Origin of the sequence: Acetatifactor muris, assembly GCF_024623325.1 — a bacterium.
GTDB classification, from domain to species: Bacteria; Bacillota; Clostridia; order Lachnospirales; family Lachnospiraceae; genus Acetatifactor; species Acetatifactor muris.
In genome coordinates, this window is the sequence record NZ_JANJZD010000047.1 from 1 (window position 1) to 22233 (window position 22233).

Here is a 22233-nt window from a genome sequence, read left to right on the forward strand (position 1 = left end):
GTAGGATTTGGGGTAAAACTGCAAGGAAAATCGATGCCTGGATGCAGAACCCCTGTAGTTATTTTATCATAAATATGCTGAAAAGTCAGTAAAATCAATGGTTTACAGACTTAAAAAGCAGACACTAAGTAGCATAAAACCATATAATAAAAATTCCCTTTATATTTTGTGGTTATTATAAAGGAAATTCGTTTAAATTTGATATTAATAAACAATTTGATATAAAAACTGTTCCTGATAATCTTAGAGTGATAAGAAATGAAGATATATCAATTCCTAATGTATTATTTAATGTTAAATATTTTTATTACGGCTATTCGACATACAGATTACAGGATACGATTAATTTATTGGTTTATACAAATCAGGTATCCGCAAAATATCAGCAATTTCATGAAACATTGCAAACTGTAAGTGAGGAATGTGATGTTTTGGTATTATTTAAAAATGGTAATTCTTTATGGTTAAATAAAAACGAACTACCTATTTAGTAATATGCGTTCATTTACTCTATCATATTGATTTTCTCCAAATTCATTATGTTCAATACAGAAGAGAAAGTTATTAAGTTCCTGACTTTTTATATTTGATTTTATTTATTATGATATTAAAAATCACAAATATCAGTAACATTATATAGAGTACCACTAATATAACTTATATGTTGTAATGAATCATCATTTGCATAAAATGAGTTACACATATATATTCTTTTCACTAAAATTAAATTATTTCAGCTCACATATCAACCCTTACAATAATACAATCTTCAATGTCTAAGTATTTCTTCTCAAATTCTTCAATTTTATCTTCTTCATGGATTCCGAAATTATATTCATCAATAATTTCTGACTCAAATAGACCTAATTTTATTGCAATACATTTTATAAATGGGTTTAATTTCAATTCAATCATTTGCTGATCCATATTTTTATTCCCCCCTATGCATGTTAGTGTCTAAAGAATAATATAAATTGGGGCCTATAAAACGGACTTAAAGTATATACAGACTAAATGAAAATTTTCAATATAGACAGTAATTCATTGTGAGGCTAATATAGCTAACACAAACAAGTTTTCATTTGCTTATGCTAGCTATATTGTTTTATGAAAAGTATGTATTTGGAGAAATCATATATAAGGAATTAAATTAAGACTACTTTATATTTAGATGGATTGTTATATTCAGACAACACCTCAGAATATTTTTCTTTAGTACAATAGAGTTCATCATAAATCTGGGTGTATAATCCGTCTATAGTTAATATTACAACTCTATTTAATTCTTCATTTAAAGTTAAAAGCATAATATGTTCCTCACTTGTTAATATATAATGCAGTAATTCATTATTTCTTGTGTAATATCTGTTGCATCTTCATCAGGTTTAACGTAATTTCTAATAAAATTCCTTGCTAATTCTTCATATGAAGAAAACCTGTCGTAATCAGTTACTAACTTTGTGCTGGAGTTGTATATTTTTTCTCCCAGCTTATCCTGATATTTTAATATTAATGCCCCCAACAAATCGAAGTCACTATTAATTGCAGCTACTACTTTTTTAGAAAATTCTTCTTCAGTTGTTTTCTGTATATAGCGTTTAAAATAGGGCAGTTCGTTAATTTCATCAATTGGTAAAATGACTTTAATATATGCTGACATAATAGTAGTCTGTTCATTTTCTCTTCGTTTATTGTAGCCGGCAATCCAATAAAGTTTTGCTGATAAAACATAAACTAATTCTAAAATGTCATAATAAAACTTTGCATTTTTGGGATTAGTTATAACTGAAAAACTATAATCATTAAACTTTCCCACGTGATCTAATACCATCCATTTGCTTTTTTTACGTTCCATACCATACCTCCATATAATGTATTATAATATTGCAACAAGTGCTTGCAAATAGGACTATATCACATAAAAGCATAGAAGTCAATAGTAATAATAATAAAAATAAACTTAAAGCAGATAAAGTATCGTAAAAGTATGTAAAGTTAAAAACATAATATAAAAACAGCTATGTTATAGAATACAAAAAATGAGAACATAAAAAATAAATTAGTTACATATATTTACGATCCAATATTTAGAACATACGTTCGTTAAACACGGGAAAAGTATCCATCGAGTACCACAGAACATCTGTATCCGACGATACCTTGCCGTGGGCGAACGAAGAAATTAAAGCAAAAATAAATAATATGCATGGTACGATTCAAAAAAAGAACGGTTGGGTATTTGTGGATTTGTTATTTTCTCCAACCGAAGCATTTGACGAAGCAGATTTGTTTCGGTTGCCTGTTAGTTTTATTCCGTTAGGTCCTGCCGTTTTCACACCATTATATTTTAATGGGGTGTCTTACATATCCGGCGGTGGGGAGCAATTATACAATGCCAATTTAGCATACGCAAAACTTATTTCTGGAGGGTTGCTAAAAATATGGGTGCAAACCCCGGATAGAGTTTCCAGAAACGTCATGCTTCATTTCGCCTACCCAGTAGAAGGTAATTAGAGAATTGTTGAATAAGAAATATTAAACATAATGTCAGTATTTGCGTTAGCCATAATAGAAATATTATAATTGGTTCGAATTCGGCAATATGTTGGGCCTTTTGCAGCATTTGTTCCCTTTTAAGTGCTGGAAAAATGTAAATGCATTAGACAGATGTTTAAATTTGTATGGATGACTAAACTATGACATATTAATTCCTGCAACTTCTATTTTAAATGTAGTTATATTAAATGCAAGTACTCCGCATGATACTGAAAGTGGAAAACTCCATAAGGCAATCGCATAACCATAGCTGAAACTAAACGGGTTGTCCGATACATTATGAAAAGCAAACATAAGATATTTATTTGGTTCGACATGCGTTTTGACATAGTTGCGCAGAGAACCATCTTTAAAATATGGAATATACATTATTCCCGTGTTTAATGAACGTGTGTTCTGGTGCGTGTGTGCGATAAAATATCCTATTCTTACCACACAAAAGTTATAAAATCCAAGGCTGTTATATTTTCATTTTCATAATATGATTCTATGTTATGTTTGATATCCAAATATTCAAAAATGTATTTGTAAAATATAACCTAAAAACTTCTAAAAGTTATGAACAAAGCCATTTATATAAGCAATAACATAGATGGTATATTCATATATACAAAACGGAACGAAAAATATTCTGTTATACTAAAAAATGTAGTCTACATTGTTTTTTCTCACAGGATAGTTAAATATATCAATGTAGATGGGAGAGAAGATTACTTCTATGATAAGATGGCTAATATTGAAAAAATTATCGGACAACTTTCTGAGGACTTTGTGCGGATCAGCCAGAGCTATTTGATTTACCAGAAATATATAGTATCTATTACTGGAACAGAAATATCTATGGTGAATGGACATGCTATGATTATAAGTAGAAAATATTATGACAAATTAAACGATGTAAAAGAGAATATTATAAGTTTTAATAAAAGATCGCGGTAATAAGATAACATGAAAACAAATTAACTCATTACTGCGATCAATTTACATTGTTACATTACCCATAAAACTAATGTACTCATATGTTTCATTGTTTAGATTAAGAAGTTCCATATGCTTTTCTACAGGAAGATTATTTACATTACTTACCGAAACAATAGACTCTTCTAATGTTTTTCTGTTTCTACGTAAATATTTTCTTACTTCATGTTGGTATAAATTATCATAATCTTCTAAATGATATTTTTGATATTTTTATTATAATTTTAAAAAATATAGGACTACACATCTCAGTCAAACCACTGCTAGCGATAGAAATGGCTAAAGCTATAATAGCAATTGCATCATTTAAATCTATTGACCTTAAGAATATAATATATATTAATCCAACAAAAAAATACAATAAAGATAAAATACTAGATAATAGAGTAATTATTATATTTGCCTTTTTCTTTTGAGCTGTCATAAGTGCAGCTTTTTGTAAACTTATGTAATATTGGTGCATAATATCTTGATATAAAAATAATAGAACAAAACCAAAAGCAATATAATTTATGAGGGCCATTACATGAAGGATAATTTCATCAGGTATATTTTCAATTTTCCCAATAATTAGTCTTGTAATAGAAATCAAAAAACCGGTAAAAACAATAAAAACAGAATTTCGTGGGACTTTCATACTTCGTTCTTCCTATCTATTTTTTAATAAGTCTAATAATTCTTCTAAATAACTAATAAAATAAACAAGATGGAATTTTACTAAATGTGAATCTAATTCCGAAAAATTATTACCGCAATTAACAGATGCTTTATAAATAATTTGCTTTGTACTATCTCCATAAATCATAAAATTACCAGAGGAAATCTTTAAGTTCAAATCATTTAGGAGCTCATAAATATCTAATATGTTTTCACTTTCTTTAATTTTATATATATTAGCAACCATAATATTTAAAGAATAATCAATCCTTCTTAAATATAACATACAATTAATACTTTTTAATGCTTTAAGTTTACCTATTGTACTAACTTGTAGAGTATAATTTAAATCATTATCTGGAAAATCAAGAATCTGATATTTAATATGTAAAGAATTGAAAATTGATTCTATCTTATTTTTTATATCATCATTGTGCTGCATAATCTTCTCCATAAAAATACTCTCTTATTTGTTCTAATAAATTAATATCATTTTCATTATACAACAAAACTCTTACAACACTATTATCCACACTGAATCTCATATAATCATTTTGATAAATAGAAGTTCTTGCATTAGATAATACTTTTTCTAATTGAAATTTGTTTATCATACTTGTAGAATCAGATGGTAAATTAAAAACTAAACTTTTAGTCATTATTTTTCCCTCCAGATTCTAAATATTGGCTATAGATATCTTTTACATCTAAAAAATTGGATATTAATTTTGTGTTAAGATTAGATGGATATTTGTCTTTAAATTCATACACTACATCCTTATCGTGTTTTGGCATTCCATTATGTTTTTCTAGCAAATCCAATATTTGCTTCATATCTGCTGGATCGTTGGCAGCACAGAAGGTACTTATTATCCTTTTGTCTTTATTTTCTCTATCTGCTATCAACTTGTCAATTTTACTCCATTCAGATAATGAGTCTTGAAGTCCTTTAGTTATATTGTCATCCATCGTATAATATTCCTTTATTTAATATTTGATGGGGAATAAGAAAGCTTATAAAAGATGATATATTTGTATTACAAGAACTATCGCAGAAAATGATCTTTATATAATATATTTATGTAATAGCATATAAAATTCCCCTTTTTAAACACTTTACATACATTTGATTATAGCCATAATAGCATAATTTCTAAAATATGTCTATAAGTTTATGGGAAAATATCAATTTAAATATAAGACTGTATTATGCTTTATGATGGATATACAAAATACTGCTACTCAGAAGATAATACTTCATAAAATAGCAGTATTTTGTTTAAAATATAGTAAAGAATTATTAACTATACCTATTATTTCACATTAAATACTTCTGATTTTATTCCTCCACCAATCAAACCGGCCTCTTACATTTTCCTGGCCAGAAGTACCGCTTTGTACAAACACTTTATATTCTTCATTTGTGTCATATTTAGTTAAGAATTCTTCAACTACTTCAACTAATTTTGGAAATGACTTTTTGTCTTTAACAATACGATACCCAGAGTATAAAATCATTGGTATTGACGTTACTGGAATTTTTACTTCGTCAAGCAGCTCATCAAATTTATCCAAGGTTGTTTTTAACATATCTATTTTATCTTGGCTAATAGTATCAGCATAATCAGAAACAAATGCATCAATATCTTTTCCTCTGAACGAAACAAATTCGTGTTCCTGATTGGTTTCCATGAGCATAAGAGTCTGGATAATCAAATCTCTATCAGTACCATTCTTTCTTTGTGTTTTTGTAACCAACTTATTCATAAAAGGATGAGTTGTAAGAGAATATACCATATCACTAAACTGATCGCTCTCATTTACAATGCGAAGAAGCTTACTGTTAAGAGGTTTGCCATTATTTTGACGTCGAAACATTTCCTTCACTTCATTATCTGTATAATCAGATAAAGTGCAAAACTCCAAGCTACAAGCAAGAAGAGTATTCTGCACATCAGAATCAAGTTTCTTGAATTTCTTTCCAGCTATCTCATATCCCTTCGTAACAGATTCACCATTTTCTTTGGTTTTCATAACAATATTAGGAGTATCTTTACTTAAGGCAAATTCATTTTTTATATAACTGATACAAGTTGAAGTACGTTGCGATCCATCAAGAGTATATATTGTATTATTCTCTTCAACACAATAAATAGGGTTTACAGGGAACCCAGATAATAAACTATGAATTAACAACGATTTCATTTTAGGACTCCATTGACCTATAGGACGCTGAAGCTTGTGTGAGAAAGAAATATTCCCCTTATTATATTGATTACTTATCCATTGTAAAGTACGTTCTTTACTTGCTGTTTTCATTGCGCTGCCTCCCAAAAACATAATATTCATATAAACAATTACATTTTTAGAGTAGCATAATAAATAAAAAAAGTAAATATAAATGTTTTATTTTTTACATTATTTTCTCCGTTTCTTCCTACGGCCAGGAGAAATCATTAACTGTCAATTTACCAAAGACATCCCCAATTTTAATTTGTCGAACATTTATTGGTTTGATTGGTTTTATGCATCCACATGATTTTGATTGTCCCCTTTTTAAATTATGTAGATCTACATCTTTTATTTTTCCACATATACATTGACATTTTACATATGTTGAATTGTTACGTCCCTTTTTATCAGAATGTCCTATAATTTTCCAATTATAGAACGCATCTCCAATATTATAATTTGCTTTATTATTATAATTAGCCATATTATCACCAGTTTATTATCCTTTTCTTTTATAAATAAAAAGACATCAAAGCTTCAAATAACTTTGATGTCTTCGTATATTTGTAAGTAGTTACTCCACTAACTACTTTTACAAACGATGGTTTAATTCCTTTATTTAGCAGATATTCCTTTTCAGGAGTATACTGTGTTGAATATTCTTTATCAAATTTTTTCATATAAATTATTCTGTCTTATTCCACACGCTACTGACAGAAAAGTAGTTGCAACTTTACACTGCCTCATATTCAGTGCCAGTATAGACTATACTTTCTTTTAATAAACTATCGTGTTATTAAAAGATGGATGGTAGTCGTTGAGATTTCACCATGCTACAAAGTTTAGGTGATTTATCTGCTGATAGCATCTTTGCGATATTTTATTTATGAGTCGCATATGATTCTTTGACTTTACGCCCAGAAATCGAATTATATATTTTTATGTACTTTTCATACCTGCATTCATAGTATACTGTTTCCAGTTTTCTATTGTAGCCATATAATTCTATGATACGTCCCAGACATCTAGTTGCCAGATGTATCTACTAAGTAGACCATATAACCCATCTCTATTTATTTTAAAACGTTAGAGTGTTCCCATTTGTTATATAGACCGATTACTCTATATAATGATAGGTCAGGCATATTCATTAACAAAAAACATTAATAAAATAGAACTCTCTGAATTTGAGTCCACCAACGTTCCGAACCCCAGTAAATAACCCTGTTCCGATTCCAATGGTTCCTAATGAACCAAGGTTATCTGTAATTTTATTTATAACAGAAAGCAATCCATTTAACGATTTCACGATAGTAAGTATTGCATCAGAATTAATAATATTTTCAACCGTGTCAGTCCATGTATTGCTTAATCTATTTAAACTTCCTTCGATGTTGTTAGCACTTTTTTCTGCCTCTTCAGCAGCACTGCCTATTCCCTGAGAATATAAATCTAACATAGATTCATAAGATTCCCAATCTGATAAAATAGCAGATAACGTATTGGCATGATATTTTTTCCCGATGTCCGTAAGGATGTTTGCCCGCTTTGTATCACCTTCTGGAAGTTTATTAAAAACAGTAGACAGTTCTTTTAGTAATTCAATAGGTGTTTTTAATCGTTCTGACCCGTCTACAATTTTTGTCATTGAGATTCCGACAGATTCAAATGCATCAATAACAGGCTTGCTTGTCGTATCCTGCAATGTAACAAAAATACTTTTTAGTGCAGTACCAACTTCTGAACCGGACTCTCTTGTTTTTGATGTTGCAACAGCAATTAGCGCGGATAATTCATCAATTTTAACTCCATATTGTGAAGCAATAGAAGCGGCCTCAGATGTAGCATCTGCCATATCCTGCATACTGACAGCAGCATTGTTCGTTATATAGTTCTGAGAATCTAATACTTTATTTAATTCTTCAACACTGCCTTTATAATTATAGGCAGCATTTGTTGCCATGAGATAGTCATTTGCAGAATTAGCTTCCATATCACCGGCGGCTTGCGCTAATAGAGATAACTCAGCCATTTCTTCGGCATTTTTGAAGCCAGCACGATACATTTCCTGGACGCCAGTTAAATAATCTGCTGCAGATCTACCATATTTTGATGCTGAATCAAAAGCAGTATTTCCAAGCTCTCTTAGCTGTTGGTTTGTTAAATCAGATGTTTTACTAATTTCAGTAAGAATGCTATCAAGTTCAATTAGCTCCGATATTGCTTCTTTTGTCTTAGACACGCCAAGCATAATGGCGGAACTAACAGATAACCATTGTGTAAAACTTCTTCCTGCTTCTGCAAACTGATCTTTGAGATTTTTACCTAATTTTCCAAGTCCACGCTGAGTAGTATCTAAGTCATTTAATTCTTTCTCGATATATTCCAACCTATCAACAGAAACACGTCCGCTACTCAATTCTCTGTAATAAGCATTAAGAGATTCTTTTGCTTCTTTAGAAGCACGACTATTTTTAGACAACCAGTTTTGAATGTCATTTGATAATTTAGACTGCTTATTCAGATTATAATATTGACTTGTATCATTTTTTAACTGGCCGTAAGCAGTCCTGACTTGATTAAGTGCAATAGTTCTTTCATTATCTGACTCTACAATAGCTTTATTTTTAGAAGCAACAGAATCAAAGTCGTTGCTATCCATGACACGTTTTAATTCTGCTTGAGCGTCAGTCAAAATCTTTACTTTCTGAGCAACTTCCTTATCAGTAAAACCCAGATCTTTTAATTTCTTGATCTCAGTATCAATCTGGTAATCGTAGTTTTTAGACTTTGTATTCTTGCCAGCCATTGAAAGTTGAATTTCATCAATTTTTGGCTGTAAAGATTTAGAAGACTGTGCCTTTTGAAGATTACTAATATCTTTTGTTACATTTCTGACCATTTCTTGTAAATGACCATATGCATCAGCCCATTCCATCGTGCCAACCGTAAAATTATTTACCTTACTTTGTTGAATAGATAATTCCTTAATGGCATTTGCTACATCATCAGGTTTAGACGATAACTTATCAAATTCTAATGAAATTCCCTCAATGGTTTTATCCATCGTAGCCATTTCATTTTTGGCGTTGATAAATGGATTAAAGGATTTTCCAGAATTACGAAGTTTAGAAGACATATTGTCATATGTAACTTCTAATGTGTTCATTGCTTTATTTAAATCTTCAATAGTATGGGTATTACCCAAGCCGTTGATTGCTTCTTGAACAGACTTAAACTCATCTGAATTGATAAGCACACCACCAGATTTCTTATTAAATTTTGCTAAAAACTTTTGTGCCTTATCAGACGCAACATCAAAACTTTCCCCGAGTTTCTTTGTATGATTTATAACATTTTGAATTACATCTTCAACATCACCGACAGACAGATCGAAATTTATATTCTGTCCTTGTTTTTGCAACTTCGAAATTTCCACAGAAAGTTCATTATGCAGTTCAGCAGCTAATTTTTTGATACTTCCCTTTGTTCTGCCAAATGTTCCAGAAGTATTCAAGATAACATCAATCTTAGCAGGATCTTTTTCAAGTTCCTTTTTTAATTTATCGTAACCTGTTTTTATACCTTTTTTCTCTAACTCCGCAACTATTTTAAGTATAAAATCATTATTATCCAATTTACATTTCCTCCTTCTCTACTAAAAATGTGCATAAAAATACTCCCCTTTATGAGAAGGAGAGTAGAGGGGTTCAAAAATTATTTTAAATTTAATCCTCGTGCTTTTGCATGTTTTTTAAAAATTGTAATTAATTTGCCATTATCAATCAATTCATGTATAGGATCTTCCCAAATTTGTATACCGTTTCCGTATGATGTTCCATCATTATTTTTAATTACAGACCAAGGCACTTGTCCACTTTGTAAATTAGACACATCCCATCCTCCGTGTAAAGAACTGTTTGCAGCTACAACCGTTTTAAAAGCATCAGCACCTTTTGTATCATAGTGTAATGAGTCAATATCTAAATAAACTTCAATACTAATTTTTCCATTATTAATCGTTGGTTTTCCTATTTTACAACAGTCTTTCAATTGATAAGTTCTTTGATAAAAAAGTCGCCCTAATAATTTTCTTAATGCAGGATCATATTCATCATAATAAGCCTGTAAATGATCATCTATTTCCTGCTTGGTGTCTTCAGCAACCGCTTCAAGAGTTGCGATGATTTTAGGTTCTAATGCTTTTGCAAATTGACCTAAATTTTTTATAACTTGTGCCATATATTTATCCTTTACACAAAAATACTCCCTCACAGGACAGTGAGAGAGCAGTAATTATCTATTTACTTTGATTGCTTGTAATGTTATAATTTCTCCATCAATAGACGGAGGTAATTATACAAATGAATAAAAAATATCCAATTAAAACAACTGCGCTTATGTTATTAGAAAGCATATATCTAAATTCAAATTATAACCTTCAAGCAACTATAAATGCTAATTCTCTTGCGAATGAAAAAATGAACATACAAATGATTCAAAAGGCAGCAACTTATCTAAAAGAAAAAGGTTATATTCATTATGATATAGCACCACATGATAAGTGGACAGTTACAATAACAGCTACAGGAGTTGATTGGGTAGAAGAGTGCAATAAAGTAGATCCTACAGAACCCATTAAAGAGTAATGGGATTATTATCCTCAATTTCCCTGAGTATGGAATTAAATAAGCAACGAACTTTTGAAAGTGATACTTTTTGAGATTTTAGAATTTCAAGTATTGCTTTCTTTGCAAATTCACCATCTTCACCCTCATTTGGATTTAATGGAACTGTTCTATATAAATTTTCATCAATCATATTTATATTCCTCCAATCCCTTTGAAAGAGACATTTTATTCAGTTTTATTCTGTTCATGAATAATCTCTGCAAGCTTATTAATAAATTCTGTTTGTAATTCCTCAGTGGGAACATCTTTGAGTGAATTGTAAAGCCTTCTGCATAAATCTAAGATTTCTTCTTTATTGAATAGAAAATCTGCCAATGTTTTATAGAACATAGTCTTTACTTTTAATTCATTATGTTTCATTTTGAAATAACTGATCATCTATTAAACTCTTTTTATGGATTACCTAAAATCCATTTAAATAAAAATTTATTATCTGGTGTAATTAAAGTCATAGTACCTGTTTCAGAATCATATTTTGCAGTGTGAATCTGACGGCTTGTATTCAAAACTTTTATAATACAATCTTGAGCCTTAACAGAATAATTATGTTTTTCTAAATATGTTTTTATTTCACTATCAAGCATATAAGTCTATTTATTATGAAGTTTGATTTTTGATTATTAAATATAATCCTATTAGATATTTAGAATTTAAGCCACTATTCATTACTTCACCAATTTTTAATGGGTCAATATTTATGCTTATTGTGCTTTCTAAAACCTGTTTTATATCTGTACTAAATTTTTCTATTCCTTTTTGATTATCTTTTGAAATTTGATAAATCCCATCTTTATTCTTCTTTCCATATTCGATGATTTTTTCGTTTTTAATAGTTTCAAAGTTAATAATATGAGGTTCTATGGCCTTTGCTATCCCAAGTAATCTAAACTTAAGAAGCACATTAATCTTTGTTTTATTATCATCAATAATTAATTTTAGTGTATTATTTATATCTAATATTTCACTCAATTTCAACTTCATGTCCATTTTCATGTTCCTCTATTTTTTGTGTAGTATTTATCATTTCTTGAATATTATATGTGTATCTCGTTCGCCTTTTGGTACAATGAATTTTTACTGCATTATTTACGACTAAATCTTTTATATTGAACGACTTCTTGGCAATGCTGTTCATCATTTTATAGAAATCATCTATAGATATAAAAAATGTATCATTATTTGCATTGCGAAAGTTGATTAAAAATCCTGCAATGAGTGAATGCTTACTTGCTTCTAATAATCCGTTGATTTGATTATCTCGAAACATTGTAAATGGGAGAGAGGTGTTTTTAGTAGATTTACACTCAATAAGAAATAAGGTTTTAGAAATATCATCTAATAGAATATAATCACATATATTGCTACTTGTAAATCGTGTATTACTTCCATTCGCAAAAGAAGATGCGTTATCTCTAAGACGATATATCCAACATGTACCTGGGACACTATTTTTAAAATCCTGTTCAAAAAGTTTCCCTTCATTTTTAGCTATAGTATATCACCTCAGTTCATTTTAAAGATAGAAGAGTAGTCGTTCAGCTAAATACTATTCTTAAAAAATACACTTACCCAATTGCTAAACTGTAATAGGTAAAAATACTTTTATTGTACAAATAAAAAAGCGACTTCGTAATGAAATCGCTCTTTAATCAAAAATTTACCATGGAATATTTGGAAGTATAGTTGATAATAAACCGACTATTACGCCTCCGATTATTAACCACAATATTTTTTCTGTTATTCCATCTACTTTCTTTTTTGTTTCATTTGCTGGACGGTTTTCCAAAATAGTTACTTTTTCATTTAATTTATCCTGACCAGATTTTACTTCTTTAACATCCTCCTTGATATATGTCATATCTGTAGCAATAGATTTTACAGAAGATGTCAAATCATAAATTGTGTCCTGTTTTTCACGTAACTCTCTAAGTTCATTATCATGATTGTCAAGACGGTGTTCATTTGATCTGCAGCGACTATCTACTTCTTGAATATGTACCGCAAGTTCCGTATAATTTTCATCCATTCATATAACCGCCTTTCTTATTCCTTTTTATTTGTAATTTGATCAATTGCCTGCTTAACTTTGTCAAATCCAACCATGGATGTTAGGCCGCTTGCAAGACCCATTAAAATTATGTAAGTAATGCTATTTGATGTAAAAGGTAAATCGTTAAATTGGTAATATATTGCTGTTCCTGCTCCACCTACAATAAGAGCAGTAACCAGTGCAATAATGTTATAAGACAAATTCACCTTATCTGTCGCAATATTTTTAATGCCCTCAGTAACAAGGGAACTGATTATAGAAAATCCAGATAGTAAAATTAAAAATGTAGTAGTTGTCATAATAGATTTTCCTTTCCTAGTTCATTAAATTGGATATTAAATTATTGATGTCAACCTGTTCTTTTAATTCTGATGGGAGATCTCCATAAATTCCCATCACGACCTTTGGAACGTTTAATCTTTTACACATTGTATAGTAAAACACATTGGAAGCTGATACTTCCAACCATGCAGAACTGGCCAAGGTTGTAATATATCCACATTCAATATTTGCGAAAGTGCATATTACAACAGTAACCGTAAGAATAATAGCTAAGACATAACTAACTGCCAAAATCTTTTTACTTGTTTCTATTTTCTTTTTCAATTTTAACTTCCTTATTTTAAAACTGTAAAAACAATTTCTACCCTGTAATTATTTTAAGATAATCGCAATAATTTTTTCCATGTGTTTTTCTGTGACGTGACCTCGCCATCTACGACACACCCATTGACTCTTTGGAATGCCTTTACGGCAGCATCAAACTTAATTCCAGCAATTCCATCAACAGTTCCACAATTGAATCCAATAGAATTGAGATATTTCTGAATTGGACGAACAACAACATGCCGATTATTCTTTAGCCTAGAAACTGTTACAGTTTTCGATAAAGTCTCGCTCCCGGCAATTCCGTCAACTTTTGCACCAATTGCATACTGTACTTCTTTAACAAAATTTCTATGTGTGTATGTAATAATGTCATTACTGGGGATAGAAGATATGGAACTCTTTGCTCCATTATCAATAGCTACAACAACATGAGAACCTTCTTTTAATAAAATATCACCCCTCAAAATATATTCAGAACTGGATAAAAATTTAGAAGCTGAATAAATTTCAAACTTTCCTGTTGATTTTAATCTATTTCTGAGGGTAGAAGTGGTAGCAGAATTTCCACTCACAACTAATGCTGACTCTGGTATACCAGCATAAATACAAGCAAGTGATACCAATGCACTACAATCAGTTTCACATTTAGTAGTCACTTTACCGGGATCATAACCTACATTTTTGGCATATGCTAAAAGAGTATTTCGCTGTCCTTGGTCATAACCAATGGCCTGATTGTTTGCTGCTCGTTCCATTGCATAAGCAATTTTTTCTCTCATTTGCGCATCTTTACATCTAATCATATATTGCCATGGTTTAGAATACCATGAACGAATACATACTTCTTTACCAGTTTGATCCCCAGCAATTCCACCTGATATTCTATTTCTTTCATCAATACTTGCGTGTGCTATACGTACTGCCATTTATTATTTCTCCTTTTTCTTATAATAAAAAAGAATCAGAAAATATCTGATTCATAATTCGTTTATTTATCATGAAATTATTACTTTATTGTGTGCTAAAACTTCTTAGATTTTCAACACACTGCTTTAATGTTTTACATTAGCGTTTATGTAATTATCTAAAATAATAATATTTGGATTAATTTCATATAATTTATTTACAAATTCATCGTGTGTTTTATGCATTGTGCCAGCACATTTTGGACATTTTGTGCCATTTAATAAGCCACTAGGATTGGCGTTCCATGTATATTTACAATTATTACACTCACATAAAATATTTGTTTTTGAATTTTTATATTTTCCTAAAATTTTTACATTTAGATTTTTTCTTCTTATTTCTTCAACAAATTGTTCATGCGTTTTTGTTATATTTTGAATATGTCTGCTCATATTACAATTATAACAACCTTTGCCAGCAAGGAGTGCATTAGGGGTAATATTTAATATTTCCCCACATTGTTTACACTTACATTCTATTTTTGTTGTTGCATTTATATATTTACCCAATATTTTAATTGCTGGATTTTTGGTTTCTGATTCCCTAATAAAATCTTCTGTAGTTTTTACTTTATTTGCACATTTTGGACATCCATGTCCTTTTAATAAATGTGATGGTAATGCATTCCACTGATAAAAATCTTTATTACAACTACATAAAACTTTTACATTTGCTCCCATATATGTACCTAATACAGATATATTAGGATTCACATTTTTTAACAATTTTATAAATTCTTCATGCGTTCTCTTTTTTGGTATAATACACACCACCAATCTATATTAAATTTCTTAATTGCTGAACACATGCCTTGATTATATGGCACACATATAATAATTCTTCATTTTCTAAATTTTCTCTGAATGACATTCTTATACATGAATGGATATCATGTTCATCCATACCAATAGCAGATAGGGTAGTAGAAGGAGAGAGATCTCCTGAAGTGCAGGATGAGCCAGTAGATACCTGGATCCCATTCATATCCAGTAGAATCATTAAACTTTCACCTTCAATTCCTTTAAAAGCCATAAATAGATTGTGTGGTAATCTATTGCCTGACTCTATCGAAGAACCAACAAGATAAGAATCTGGAATATTTTTTACTATGTAATTATACACATAATCTCTATTGGCTGATGAAATAGAAGAGTAGTCATATTCCTGAACAGCTTTACCTAAACTTGCAATACCTAAAGTATTTTCTGTTCCCCCGATCAAGTTCTTTTCTTGCGATCCATATATCAACGGTTTTAAATTAACACCATTCTTCTTCCATAGAATGCCAACTCCTTTTAATGCATGAAGCTTATGTCCGCTAAATGTCAAAATGTCAACATAGTTTCTCCATAGTTTCATATTTACTTCATATAATGGAATATAGCCAGTGGCGTCAATAACTAAAATTCCATTATGTTTATGTACAATATTGCCAATTGCAATTACATCATTTATCGTTCCTATTTCTGAATTGGCCGCTTCTATACAGACAAGTGGTTTCATTCCGTTATGATAATTATTGTGTTGTGTAAGAATATTATTTAAATATGATAAATCTATTTCCCCAACAGAATTTACTTTTAACAATGTATTCTGAATACATGATTCACAAGCTAATAACATTGATTTATGGGCAGTTGGAGAATAAAATACTTTATATTTGTTTAAGATTGGATTTTCTGAAGTTAGTCCTTTTATAGCTAAAGTATTAGATCCTGATCCAGATGGTGTAAAATAGATTTCATTAGAATCAGTATTTATGAATTTTGCAACTGATTGTCTTGCATCAGTTATAATTTTTCTTACTTCTTGCCCATGCTGATATGTACTTGATGGATTATAAAAATTATCCAGTATAGAAATAACATATTCTTTAACTTTAGGTGATAACGGAGAGGTTGCTGCATTATCTAAATATATTTGATATATAATAATCACCTCCACCTTGTCTATACGGAATATACATTTTCATAAAAATCAGCAAGGCATTTAAATAATGCATAATTTTTTGTATATTTGTAGGTACTAATACCATTAATTTTTTTTATAAAAGTATGTCTGATACCATGATTATTCAAATAATTAATTTCATTAATCCATTGTGTAGAATATTCTTTATCAAATTTTGTTTCTACAATAAAAATCACCTCATCTCTATATCGTAAAAAATAAGGATAAAAGATTCCACAATTAGTGATTTCTTTTATCCCTATTCATAATTTCAATCACTAATTTATTCAATCTATCTATTTATATTTTTTACAATCCTTTTTCTGATTAATTTCTACATATCTATCTTTGTTTGGGCAATATCTTTGACTGATACATAATTGATTTAACGTACCATCTGTCCCCATAAGTTTACAAAATATCATAGTTTTTTTAGTTTTGTCAGATATTTGTTCATAAGCGTTTTCACACATAATATAATACACCTATAAGAAAACTTTGAAATTTGTTTTTCCAATTTCTCCTTTATATTTTACTGTTGTATGTGTGCCGTTAAACGCTTCTACATTTTTTATTCGAATGCCACATTGATCAAACATTATATCAAGTGTTTTTGTATGCTTATTATAGTGCAATACTTTACATTCCTTCTCACAGAATTCATCTTTTTGTTTTTTGGGACGGGATTTAATTTCTTTCTCACAACTTTCATCTTGAGTGGTTACAGTTTTTACTGTAATGTTTTTTTCTTCCATTGACACCTCCGTAAAAAGCGGGTAGTAGTAGTTTCTACGACCCGCATAGTTTATATTACTCGATAACTACGTCAATTTCATCAGATACCCCACCATATGTAACGGTAACCTTTGCTGAGCCTGCAGCAACGGCAGTAACAACGCCTTGTGTATCTACAGTAGCCTTCTCGGGAGCATCAATAACAAATTCACAATCTGTATTGTCTAACTGAATAGGAGAGTAAAGAGCACCCTTTAATCCTATAACAGAAATCGTGGCTGTCTTATTATTTTCGTCATCAGTTTTTAAAGAAATAGTTGCTGGTGTAGCTGCAATTTCTGTAATTTCCATTGCCTTTTCTTTTTCATCGAATTCCTTAACATAGGCATATACTGCAGAGCCATCAGTGCAAGAATCTCCCTCAACAGAAAGAGCTTTTCCTTCTATCGTCGTGCTAGACACACCGTCTGGCGTGAAACTCATAGTGAAGTTACCACTTGGCTGATAAGATGGAATAATAACCTGAACAGTGCCTACTTTACCAAGCCTATTATTATGCTTGTCTGCACTTAGAACAAGTTCATAAACAAATGGTGAACTTTCTGAATCAATGGTAATAGATTTTGCAATTCGGTTATATCTATATGTAGCTTTAACCACTTCATTTTCTATACCATATTTTGTAAGATCAATAGTTGTAGATTCGGGAGTAACAGTAATAATCAGACCATTTGACAGTTCAACGGCTACATCATCAATTGGTAAAGATTTTAACACACCAATACCATTAGTAACCTGTACACATTCAGCAAGTTTATATACGTCATCCAATCCTTCTGTAATTTGAGAACCTGTTTGCATGGCAATAAATCGAATATCCCAGTTGGCAGCCTCAAGATTTACAGCCAATTCTCTTCCATATTTATAAGAATAAATAAGCTGATTCCCCTTACCTGCATTTACATTCTGTTCCTGCATAGACACTTCGATAGAAGTATTTAGGTTTGTAGTACCAGTACATGCTAAAACTCCATTATAGTAAGCAGCAAAATCGGCTGTGCTTACCAGGAAATCTTTTGCATTTTTTACACTTTTGTTAGACATATTTACGTGTTCCTTTCTTAATTTATTTTATTTAATAAAAAAAGAGAAAGACTGTTATCCAATCTTTTCTCTTAATTCATTCTCATCTGTTTTAAGATATCCATATTTATCATCTTCTTCAAGAGATATCATCCAATGTCTTATTGGCTCTTTATATGTAACCATACCGCTACATTCTCCAGTTTTCGCGATAGTATATCTTTCGTGTAATTGATAACGCTTAATGTAGCGCCAGAATTTACGAATAGTCATATTCATAACATGTTCTTCCGTTGTATTTAATGCGATGATAAGAGAATCAACATAGTCCTCTATATCAGACTTATCATTATTTTTATTTTGCTCTTTCTGAGCTTTTAATAATCGCTGTTCAGTTTCGTAATTTATAAATTCATCAATATCGAAATCAATATCGTTTTGAATTATAATAATACGCCTCAGATCATCAAATACTTCTGGAGTAATGAGAAAATTATTTATATATAAAGAGCCGAATTGATTACCGAATCTTATTTCTGCATCTTTGCAGCATAATTTAATCAATTCTATAAAATAGAATAAATATTGAGATAACCCTACTATCTTATATCCCTCTTCCAGTTCTTGATTTCCGAAACTATAAAAAAGAAATTCTAAATAACTCATTTTAATAATTTTTTTATCATGGAATGTACTATTCTTTCTAACAATGATTGATTTTGATAAAAAGTGAAATGATATAACATCATTCATAGTGACTGGAGTAAGAGTAATACTTTTATTATAAGGGATTGGTTTATTGTACATTAAGAAAGTAAGTAAGGATTCTTTATTAATTTTCACATTCATACTCCATTTCATTTAAATTGGAAATAGTATATTTAAGACGTTTTCCATAGTATTTATTGTTTGGTGTATAAATTACACAGAACCCGCTTTCAGCTGGTTTGACATCGCCTATCCCTTTAATCTTTCTGTTTCCATTGATTATTCTATCTATAACATCACATAATATATCCACACGGTTTCCGTAATGTCCGGCATTGCACCCCATCATCTCCACATCATTTATTGAAGGAATAGTATTATCAGTTATTCGTACCAATGACTTTGCAGTAAATGCACATATGTATAAATTAAAATGTATGAATAAATTCTGATTAATACTATCTATATCAGTTTCTACAAAAACAAAGGTTTTTTCCTCAGTAGTAGTATCATCTACAAAATTGTAATCAAAAATTTGCCCTTGTTCCTCATATTTTTGGCCATTAATGAACCATTGTCCACCAAGTAGCATTTCTACAGTAGAAATATCTTTATGTGGAGATGGTGGTGGATTCATAAGTGAAATAAAATCCTTATTTTTTATTAAAAGGTCAATGATAACATTTTTATAATCAGATGCTATATATAAATTTGACATATTTCTCCTCAGCTACTCAGTTATAGCGATATTTATTTTTGCAGCAACAGAATTATTATAAATTATCTGCAATAAAAAAGAAGACCCTATTAAATCTTCTTTGTCTACAAATAAATCTATTTTATTGCTATATATGCTTTGTATTATATTAAAATCTGCTATAACTTTCCAACTAAAATTAACTTTCTGCCAGTCGATAGCATTTCCATCTTTATCTGTAAAAGTAACAGTATATGGACGTTTGTATCCGTTCTTCAGATTTGGATTCCCGGAAATCATACACCTTAAGTCTGTTGTTTCATCGGGTGGCTGTAGAGTGGGTGGGAGAGGAGAGTGGGAATTATTATAATTACAGATCCATACTTCCTGACCATTTTCCATAGTAACCTTTTTATCATGATTTGGATTAAACGCATCAAATGACATAGTTACAATCATTGTGCCGCCACGACCAAAATATTGATTATCACTCAGCTTAACTTTTCTATTGGTTAGTTTGTAAATATCAGGTTGATCACTGTCATCAAAATCAACAGGAAAGCGCATATCACGTTTCAGTTTTTTGGTTTCATCATCAACAGGAAGAGTTAATCCATACTGGTTGTCTCCAATGGTAATAGTATTGTTTCCTGTAACACCATTTGAATATTTCGTAAAATCCTCTGCATAAACATAGCGTTCAATAATTTTGCCATCTGAATTTTGCCAGCGGAGAGGAACAGTACACAGATACATATAACCACGGTTCCAAGTTCTTTCATCTGCATCAACTAATGTAATAAGCCACTTTTGGTTATTCCACTCAACATAATCTCCAAGATTGAATTTATCGCCATGTACAGATTTGATTTTCTTTTTGAACGTATTATTGTCAGTATCCTTAATTATCATTAGTTGCGTTGGAGTTCCGTTCAGTAAGATATCTACTGTGTCATAAGTATCTTCAAAATGTTTTGACATTTCATTGTTGATTTTAGCAAGTTCTTTTTCACGTCTATTCTTAGTGCCATAGGCATTTTGAATTTTCATAAAGTAATTTATATCCATATGCCTATTCCTCGCTATATTGTGAGTAGTCTATTATTTGTTTTAACTTACCTGTTTTTCTGTCTCGATTTTTATACTCGTCAACCTTATCATCTACAGATTTTGTTAAATCAGCAATAAAATTTCTATAACTCGTTCTTTCATTTCCTGGCGAAAACACTGTTAAATCAGATGGTGCAAAACTGATTTCCATAGCGTGTAAAAGTGCTTCATCTCGCTTCATATATGTAAGAAACATAATTTCAACAATCAATTTGATTTCTCTTGAATATAATTTAAAATTTATAGTTTCTATTTCTTCATCATAATCAGAAAAATCCACATCTAAATTCCCGATACTTGAAAGTTCATCCAATGATTCCACAAGATAATTTTTTGCACGTTGTTCTGCAATAGATACAGCTTCTGAAATACTTACGTTATAATAGTTAAAGAATTTTTCATCTTTTTCTATTCGATTGTAAAATCTTTTGCAGATTTTTTCAAAAGGAGTAGTGCCATTAACCATCAGACACCGCCTCCTTTCTTATTCAGTATTTTTCTTTGGTCTGCCTGGTGATTTCTTAGGTGCTGTGGTTTCTTTCTTTGACTCATTAGTTTCTGTTTTAGCAGACTGTTGCGCTAGAAGTTTTTCCATCATTTCTTGCATATTCGCAAGCTGTTCCTGCATTGCTTTATTTTCTGCCTTTAGTGATTCAACTTCTTTATTTGGTACTGACTGGGCAAGATCTTTCTTCTCAATTACAATAGAAGTAGTTACCTTTTTATTCTGTAATTCCTTATATCTTGTACTAATAATTTGCTGTACACGGACAGAAATATCATTTGTACCTTCCGCTTTCAATTTGTGAAAAGCAGCCCTAACCCTTTCAAATACAGCACTATCTTTAATATCAACAATTTTCTTCAATCCATCATATGATGGACTAAGTAAAATTTCTCTAATTTCCTTATTGTTTAAAATACATTCCCAATTAGTAATACCAAGTTCCTCGTATATTTCCTTTTCCTTATTTTTCTCAAAGAATAAGAATCCACCACGAAATGTATTGTAGTTGTTTGCGTAACGAATCTGCTCAAATGTCATTGGTATAACGGAAGGGATTTCTCCATCTACGGACGGTTCAAAAGTAAATGATTCTGTCGGAGAAACCATGACAGAAACCTTATTTTCGTTATAGTTTAATACGTTAATTTTTTCTGCTTGTGTAATCAAAATATTACCTCCAATTGGGGCAGTGGGATTTCTCCCA

Annotated in this window: 31 protein-coding genes; 3 read left to right on the forward strand and 28 right to left on the reverse strand. The window is 30.4% G+C overall.

Annotated features, from left to right (window positions below):
• Nucleotides 1-738 precede the first annotated feature (738 nt).
• Both NSB25_RS25765 and NSB25_RS25770 read right to left on the reverse strand, forming a co-directional pair.
• Nucleotides 739-927: a hypothetical protein gene (locus NSB25_RS25765; protein ID WP_103242159.1), complete on the reverse strand. Its 189-nt coding sequence runs from the start codon at nt 925-927 to the stop codon at nt 739-741.
• A gap of 397 nt (nt 928-1324) precedes the next feature.
• On the reverse strand, nt 1325-1855 hold the full coding sequence (locus NSB25_RS25770) for a hypothetical protein (protein WP_103242160.1): 531 nt from the start codon (nt 1853-1855) through the stop codon (nt 1325-1327).
• Between the two features lie 305 nt (nt 1856-2160).
• On the opposite strand from NSB25_RS25770, the gene NSB25_RS25775 reads away from it, so the two are divergent.
• Together NSB25_RS25775 and NSB25_RS29985 are read left to right on the forward strand one after the other, a co-directional pair.
• Nucleotides 2161-2514, forward strand: coding sequence for a hypothetical protein (locus NSB25_RS25775; RefSeq protein ID WP_103242161.1), 354 nt, complete (start codon nt 2161-2163; stop codon nt 2512-2514).
• A gap of 600 nt (nt 2515-3114) precedes the next feature.
• The gene (locus tag NSB25_RS29985; RefSeq protein ID WP_103242162.1) at nt 3115-3495 is read left to right on the forward strand and encodes a LytTR family transcriptional regulator DNA-binding domain-containing protein; all 381 of its coding nucleotides are present in this window, start codon (nt 3115-3117) and stop codon (nt 3493-3495) included.
• 220 nt (nt 3496-3715) lie between these two features.
• Here NSB25_RS29985 and NSB25_RS25780 read toward each other — a convergent pair whose 3' ends face one another.
• The 9 genes from NSB25_RS25780 to NSB25_RS25820 form a co-directional block, all read right to left on the reverse strand.
• Nucleotides 3716-4171, reverse strand: coding sequence for a hypothetical protein (locus NSB25_RS25780; protein WP_103242163.1), 456 nt, complete (start codon nt 4169-4171; stop codon nt 3716-3718).
• Nucleotides 4172-4183: 12 nt separating this feature from the next.
• A complete protein-coding gene (locus NSB25_RS25785) occupies nt 4184-4645 on the reverse strand; it encodes a hypothetical protein (RefSeq protein ID WP_146040185.1) in 462 nt (153 codons plus the stop codon).
• Nucleotides 4620-4850, reverse strand: coding sequence for a hypothetical protein (locus NSB25_RS25790; RefSeq protein ID WP_103242165.1), 231 nt, complete (start codon nt 4848-4850; stop codon nt 4620-4622). Before NSB25_RS25790 ends, NSB25_RS25785 begins: the two co-directional genes overlap by 26 nt.
• Complete coding sequence (locus NSB25_RS25795; protein WP_103242166.1) at nt 4843-5160, reverse strand: hypothetical protein; 318 nt, start codon at nt 5158-5160, stop codon at nt 4843-4845. Before NSB25_RS25795 ends, NSB25_RS25790 begins: the two co-directional genes overlap by 8 nt.
• A 354-nt stretch (nt 5161-5514) precedes the next feature.
• Nucleotides 5515-6510: a DUF262 domain-containing protein gene (locus tag NSB25_RS25800; RefSeq protein ID WP_172455280.1), complete on the reverse strand. Its 996-nt coding sequence runs from the start codon at nt 6508-6510 to the stop codon at nt 5515-5517.
• 118 nt (nt 6511-6628) lie between these two features.
• Nucleotides 6629-6907 (reverse strand): hypothetical protein, encoded by a 279-nt coding sequence (locus NSB25_RS25805; RefSeq protein WP_103242168.1) that lies wholly within the window; start codon nt 6905-6907, stop codon nt 6629-6631.
• A 28-nt stretch (nt 6908-6935) separates the two neighbouring features.
• Nucleotides 6936-7103 (reverse strand): hypothetical protein, encoded by a 168-nt coding sequence (locus NSB25_RS25810; protein ID WP_172455281.1) that lies wholly within the window; start codon nt 7101-7103, stop codon nt 6936-6938.
• 470 nt (nt 7104-7573) lie between these two features.
• Nucleotides 7574-10060 (reverse strand): phage tail tape measure protein, encoded by a 2487-nt coding sequence (locus NSB25_RS25815; protein WP_103242169.1) that lies wholly within the window; start codon nt 10058-10060, stop codon nt 7574-7576.
• 80 nt (nt 10061-10140) lie between these two features.
• On the reverse strand, nt 10141-10665 hold the full coding sequence (locus NSB25_RS25820; RefSeq protein ID WP_103242170.1) for a hypothetical protein: 525 nt from the start codon (nt 10663-10665) through the stop codon (nt 10141-10143).
• Nucleotides 10666-10787: 122 nt separating this feature from the next.
• On the opposite strand from NSB25_RS25820, the gene NSB25_RS25825 reads away from it, so the two are divergent.
• Entirely contained in the window at nt 10788-11072 is a 285-nt protein-coding gene (locus NSB25_RS25825) for a helix-turn-helix domain-containing protein (RefSeq protein WP_103242171.1), read from the forward strand.
• Here NSB25_RS25825 and NSB25_RS25830 read toward each other — a convergent pair.
• The 17 genes from NSB25_RS25830 to NSB25_RS25910 all read right to left on the reverse strand — a co-directional run bounded on the left by NSB25_RS25830 (nt 11062) and on the right by NSB25_RS25910 (nt 22196).
• Entirely contained in the window at nt 11062-11244 is a 183-nt protein-coding gene (locus NSB25_RS25830) for a hypothetical protein (protein WP_103242172.1), read from the reverse strand. The genes NSB25_RS25825 and NSB25_RS25830 overlap by 11 nt on opposite strands.
• 35 nt (nt 11245-11279) lie before the next feature.
• The gene (locus NSB25_RS25835; RefSeq protein WP_242982610.1) at nt 11280-11474 is read right to left on the reverse strand and encodes a hypothetical protein; all 195 of its coding nucleotides are present in this window, start codon (nt 11472-11474) and stop codon (nt 11280-11282) included.
• Between the two features lie 237 nt (nt 11475-11711).
• On the reverse strand, nt 11712-12101 hold the full coding sequence (locus tag NSB25_RS25840; RefSeq protein ID WP_103242174.1) for a hypothetical protein: 390 nt from the start codon (nt 12099-12101) through the stop codon (nt 11712-11714).
• Nucleotides 12076-12606 carry a Holliday junction resolvase RecU gene (locus tag NSB25_RS29800; protein ID WP_103242175.1) on the reverse strand — a complete coding sequence of 177 codons (531 nt, stop codon included), beginning with the start codon at nt 12604-12606 and terminating at the stop codon, nt 12076-12078. Before NSB25_RS29800 ends, NSB25_RS25840 begins: the two co-directional genes overlap by 26 nt.
• A gap of 165 nt (nt 12607-12771) precedes the next feature.
• The gene (locus NSB25_RS25850; protein ID WP_103242176.1) at nt 12772-13140 is read right to left on the reverse strand and encodes a DUF7365 family protein; all 369 of its coding nucleotides are present in this window, start codon (nt 13138-13140) and stop codon (nt 12772-12774) included.
• Nucleotides 13141-13157: 17 nt separating this feature from the next.
• Nucleotides 13158-13463: a hypothetical protein gene (locus NSB25_RS25855; protein ID WP_103242177.1), complete on the reverse strand. Its 306-nt coding sequence runs from the start codon at nt 13461-13463 to the stop codon at nt 13158-13160.
• A 16-nt stretch (nt 13464-13479) separates the two neighbouring features.
• Nucleotides 13480-13770 (reverse strand): hypothetical protein, encoded by a 291-nt coding sequence (locus tag NSB25_RS25860; protein WP_103242178.1) that lies wholly within the window; start codon nt 13768-13770, stop codon nt 13480-13482.
• Nucleotides 13771-13823: 53 nt separating this feature from the next.
• Nucleotides 13824-14699, reverse strand: a complete 876-nt coding sequence (locus tag NSB25_RS25865) for a peptidoglycan-binding domain-containing protein (RefSeq protein WP_103242179.1) — start codon at nt 14697-14699, stop codon at nt 13824-13826.
• Nucleotides 14700-14825: 126 nt separating this feature from the next.
• Nucleotides 14826-15419 (reverse strand): zinc-ribbon domain-containing protein, encoded by a 594-nt coding sequence (locus NSB25_RS25870; RefSeq protein ID WP_146040186.1) that lies wholly within the window; start codon nt 15417-15419, stop codon nt 14826-14828.
• Between the two features lie 97 nt (nt 15420-15516).
• A complete protein-coding gene (locus tag NSB25_RS25875) occupies nt 15517-16677 on the reverse strand; it encodes a cysteine desulfurase family protein (protein ID WP_172455282.1) in 1161 nt (386 codons plus the stop codon).
• Between the two features lie 497 nt (nt 16678-17174).
• The gene (locus tag NSB25_RS25880) at nt 17175-17444 is read right to left on the reverse strand and encodes a hypothetical protein (RefSeq protein WP_103242182.1); all 270 of its coding nucleotides are present in this window, start codon (nt 17442-17444) and stop codon (nt 17175-17177) included.
• A 55-nt stretch (nt 17445-17499) separates the two neighbouring features.
• On the reverse strand, nt 17500-18528 hold the full coding sequence (locus NSB25_RS25885; protein ID WP_103242183.1) for an Ig-like domain-containing protein: 1029 nt from the start codon (nt 18526-18528) through the stop codon (nt 17500-17502).
• A gap of 54 nt (nt 18529-18582) precedes the next feature.
• Complete coding sequence (locus NSB25_RS25890; protein ID WP_103242194.1) at nt 18583-19350, reverse strand: hypothetical protein; 768 nt, start codon at nt 19348-19350, stop codon at nt 18583-18585.
• Nucleotides 19340-19933, reverse strand: coding sequence for a hypothetical protein (locus tag NSB25_RS25895; protein WP_103242184.1), 594 nt, complete (start codon nt 19931-19933; stop codon nt 19340-19342). Before NSB25_RS25895 ends, NSB25_RS25890 begins: the two co-directional genes overlap by 11 nt.
• Nucleotides 19934-19945: 12 nt before the next feature.
• A complete protein-coding gene (locus tag NSB25_RS25900) occupies nt 19946-20980 on the reverse strand; it encodes a hypothetical protein (RefSeq protein WP_103242185.1) in 1035 nt (344 codons plus the stop codon).
• Nucleotides 20981-20984: 4 nt separating this feature from the next.
• On the reverse strand, nt 20985-21488 hold the full coding sequence (locus NSB25_RS25905) for a hypothetical protein (protein WP_103242186.1): 504 nt from the start codon (nt 21486-21488) through the stop codon (nt 20985-20987).
• 18 nt (nt 21489-21506) lie between these two features.
• The gene (locus tag NSB25_RS25910) at nt 21507-22196 is read right to left on the reverse strand and encodes a hypothetical protein (RefSeq protein WP_207656188.1); all 690 of its coding nucleotides are present in this window, start codon (nt 22194-22196) and stop codon (nt 21507-21509) included.
• Between the last annotated feature and the right edge of the window lie 37 nt (nt 22197-22233).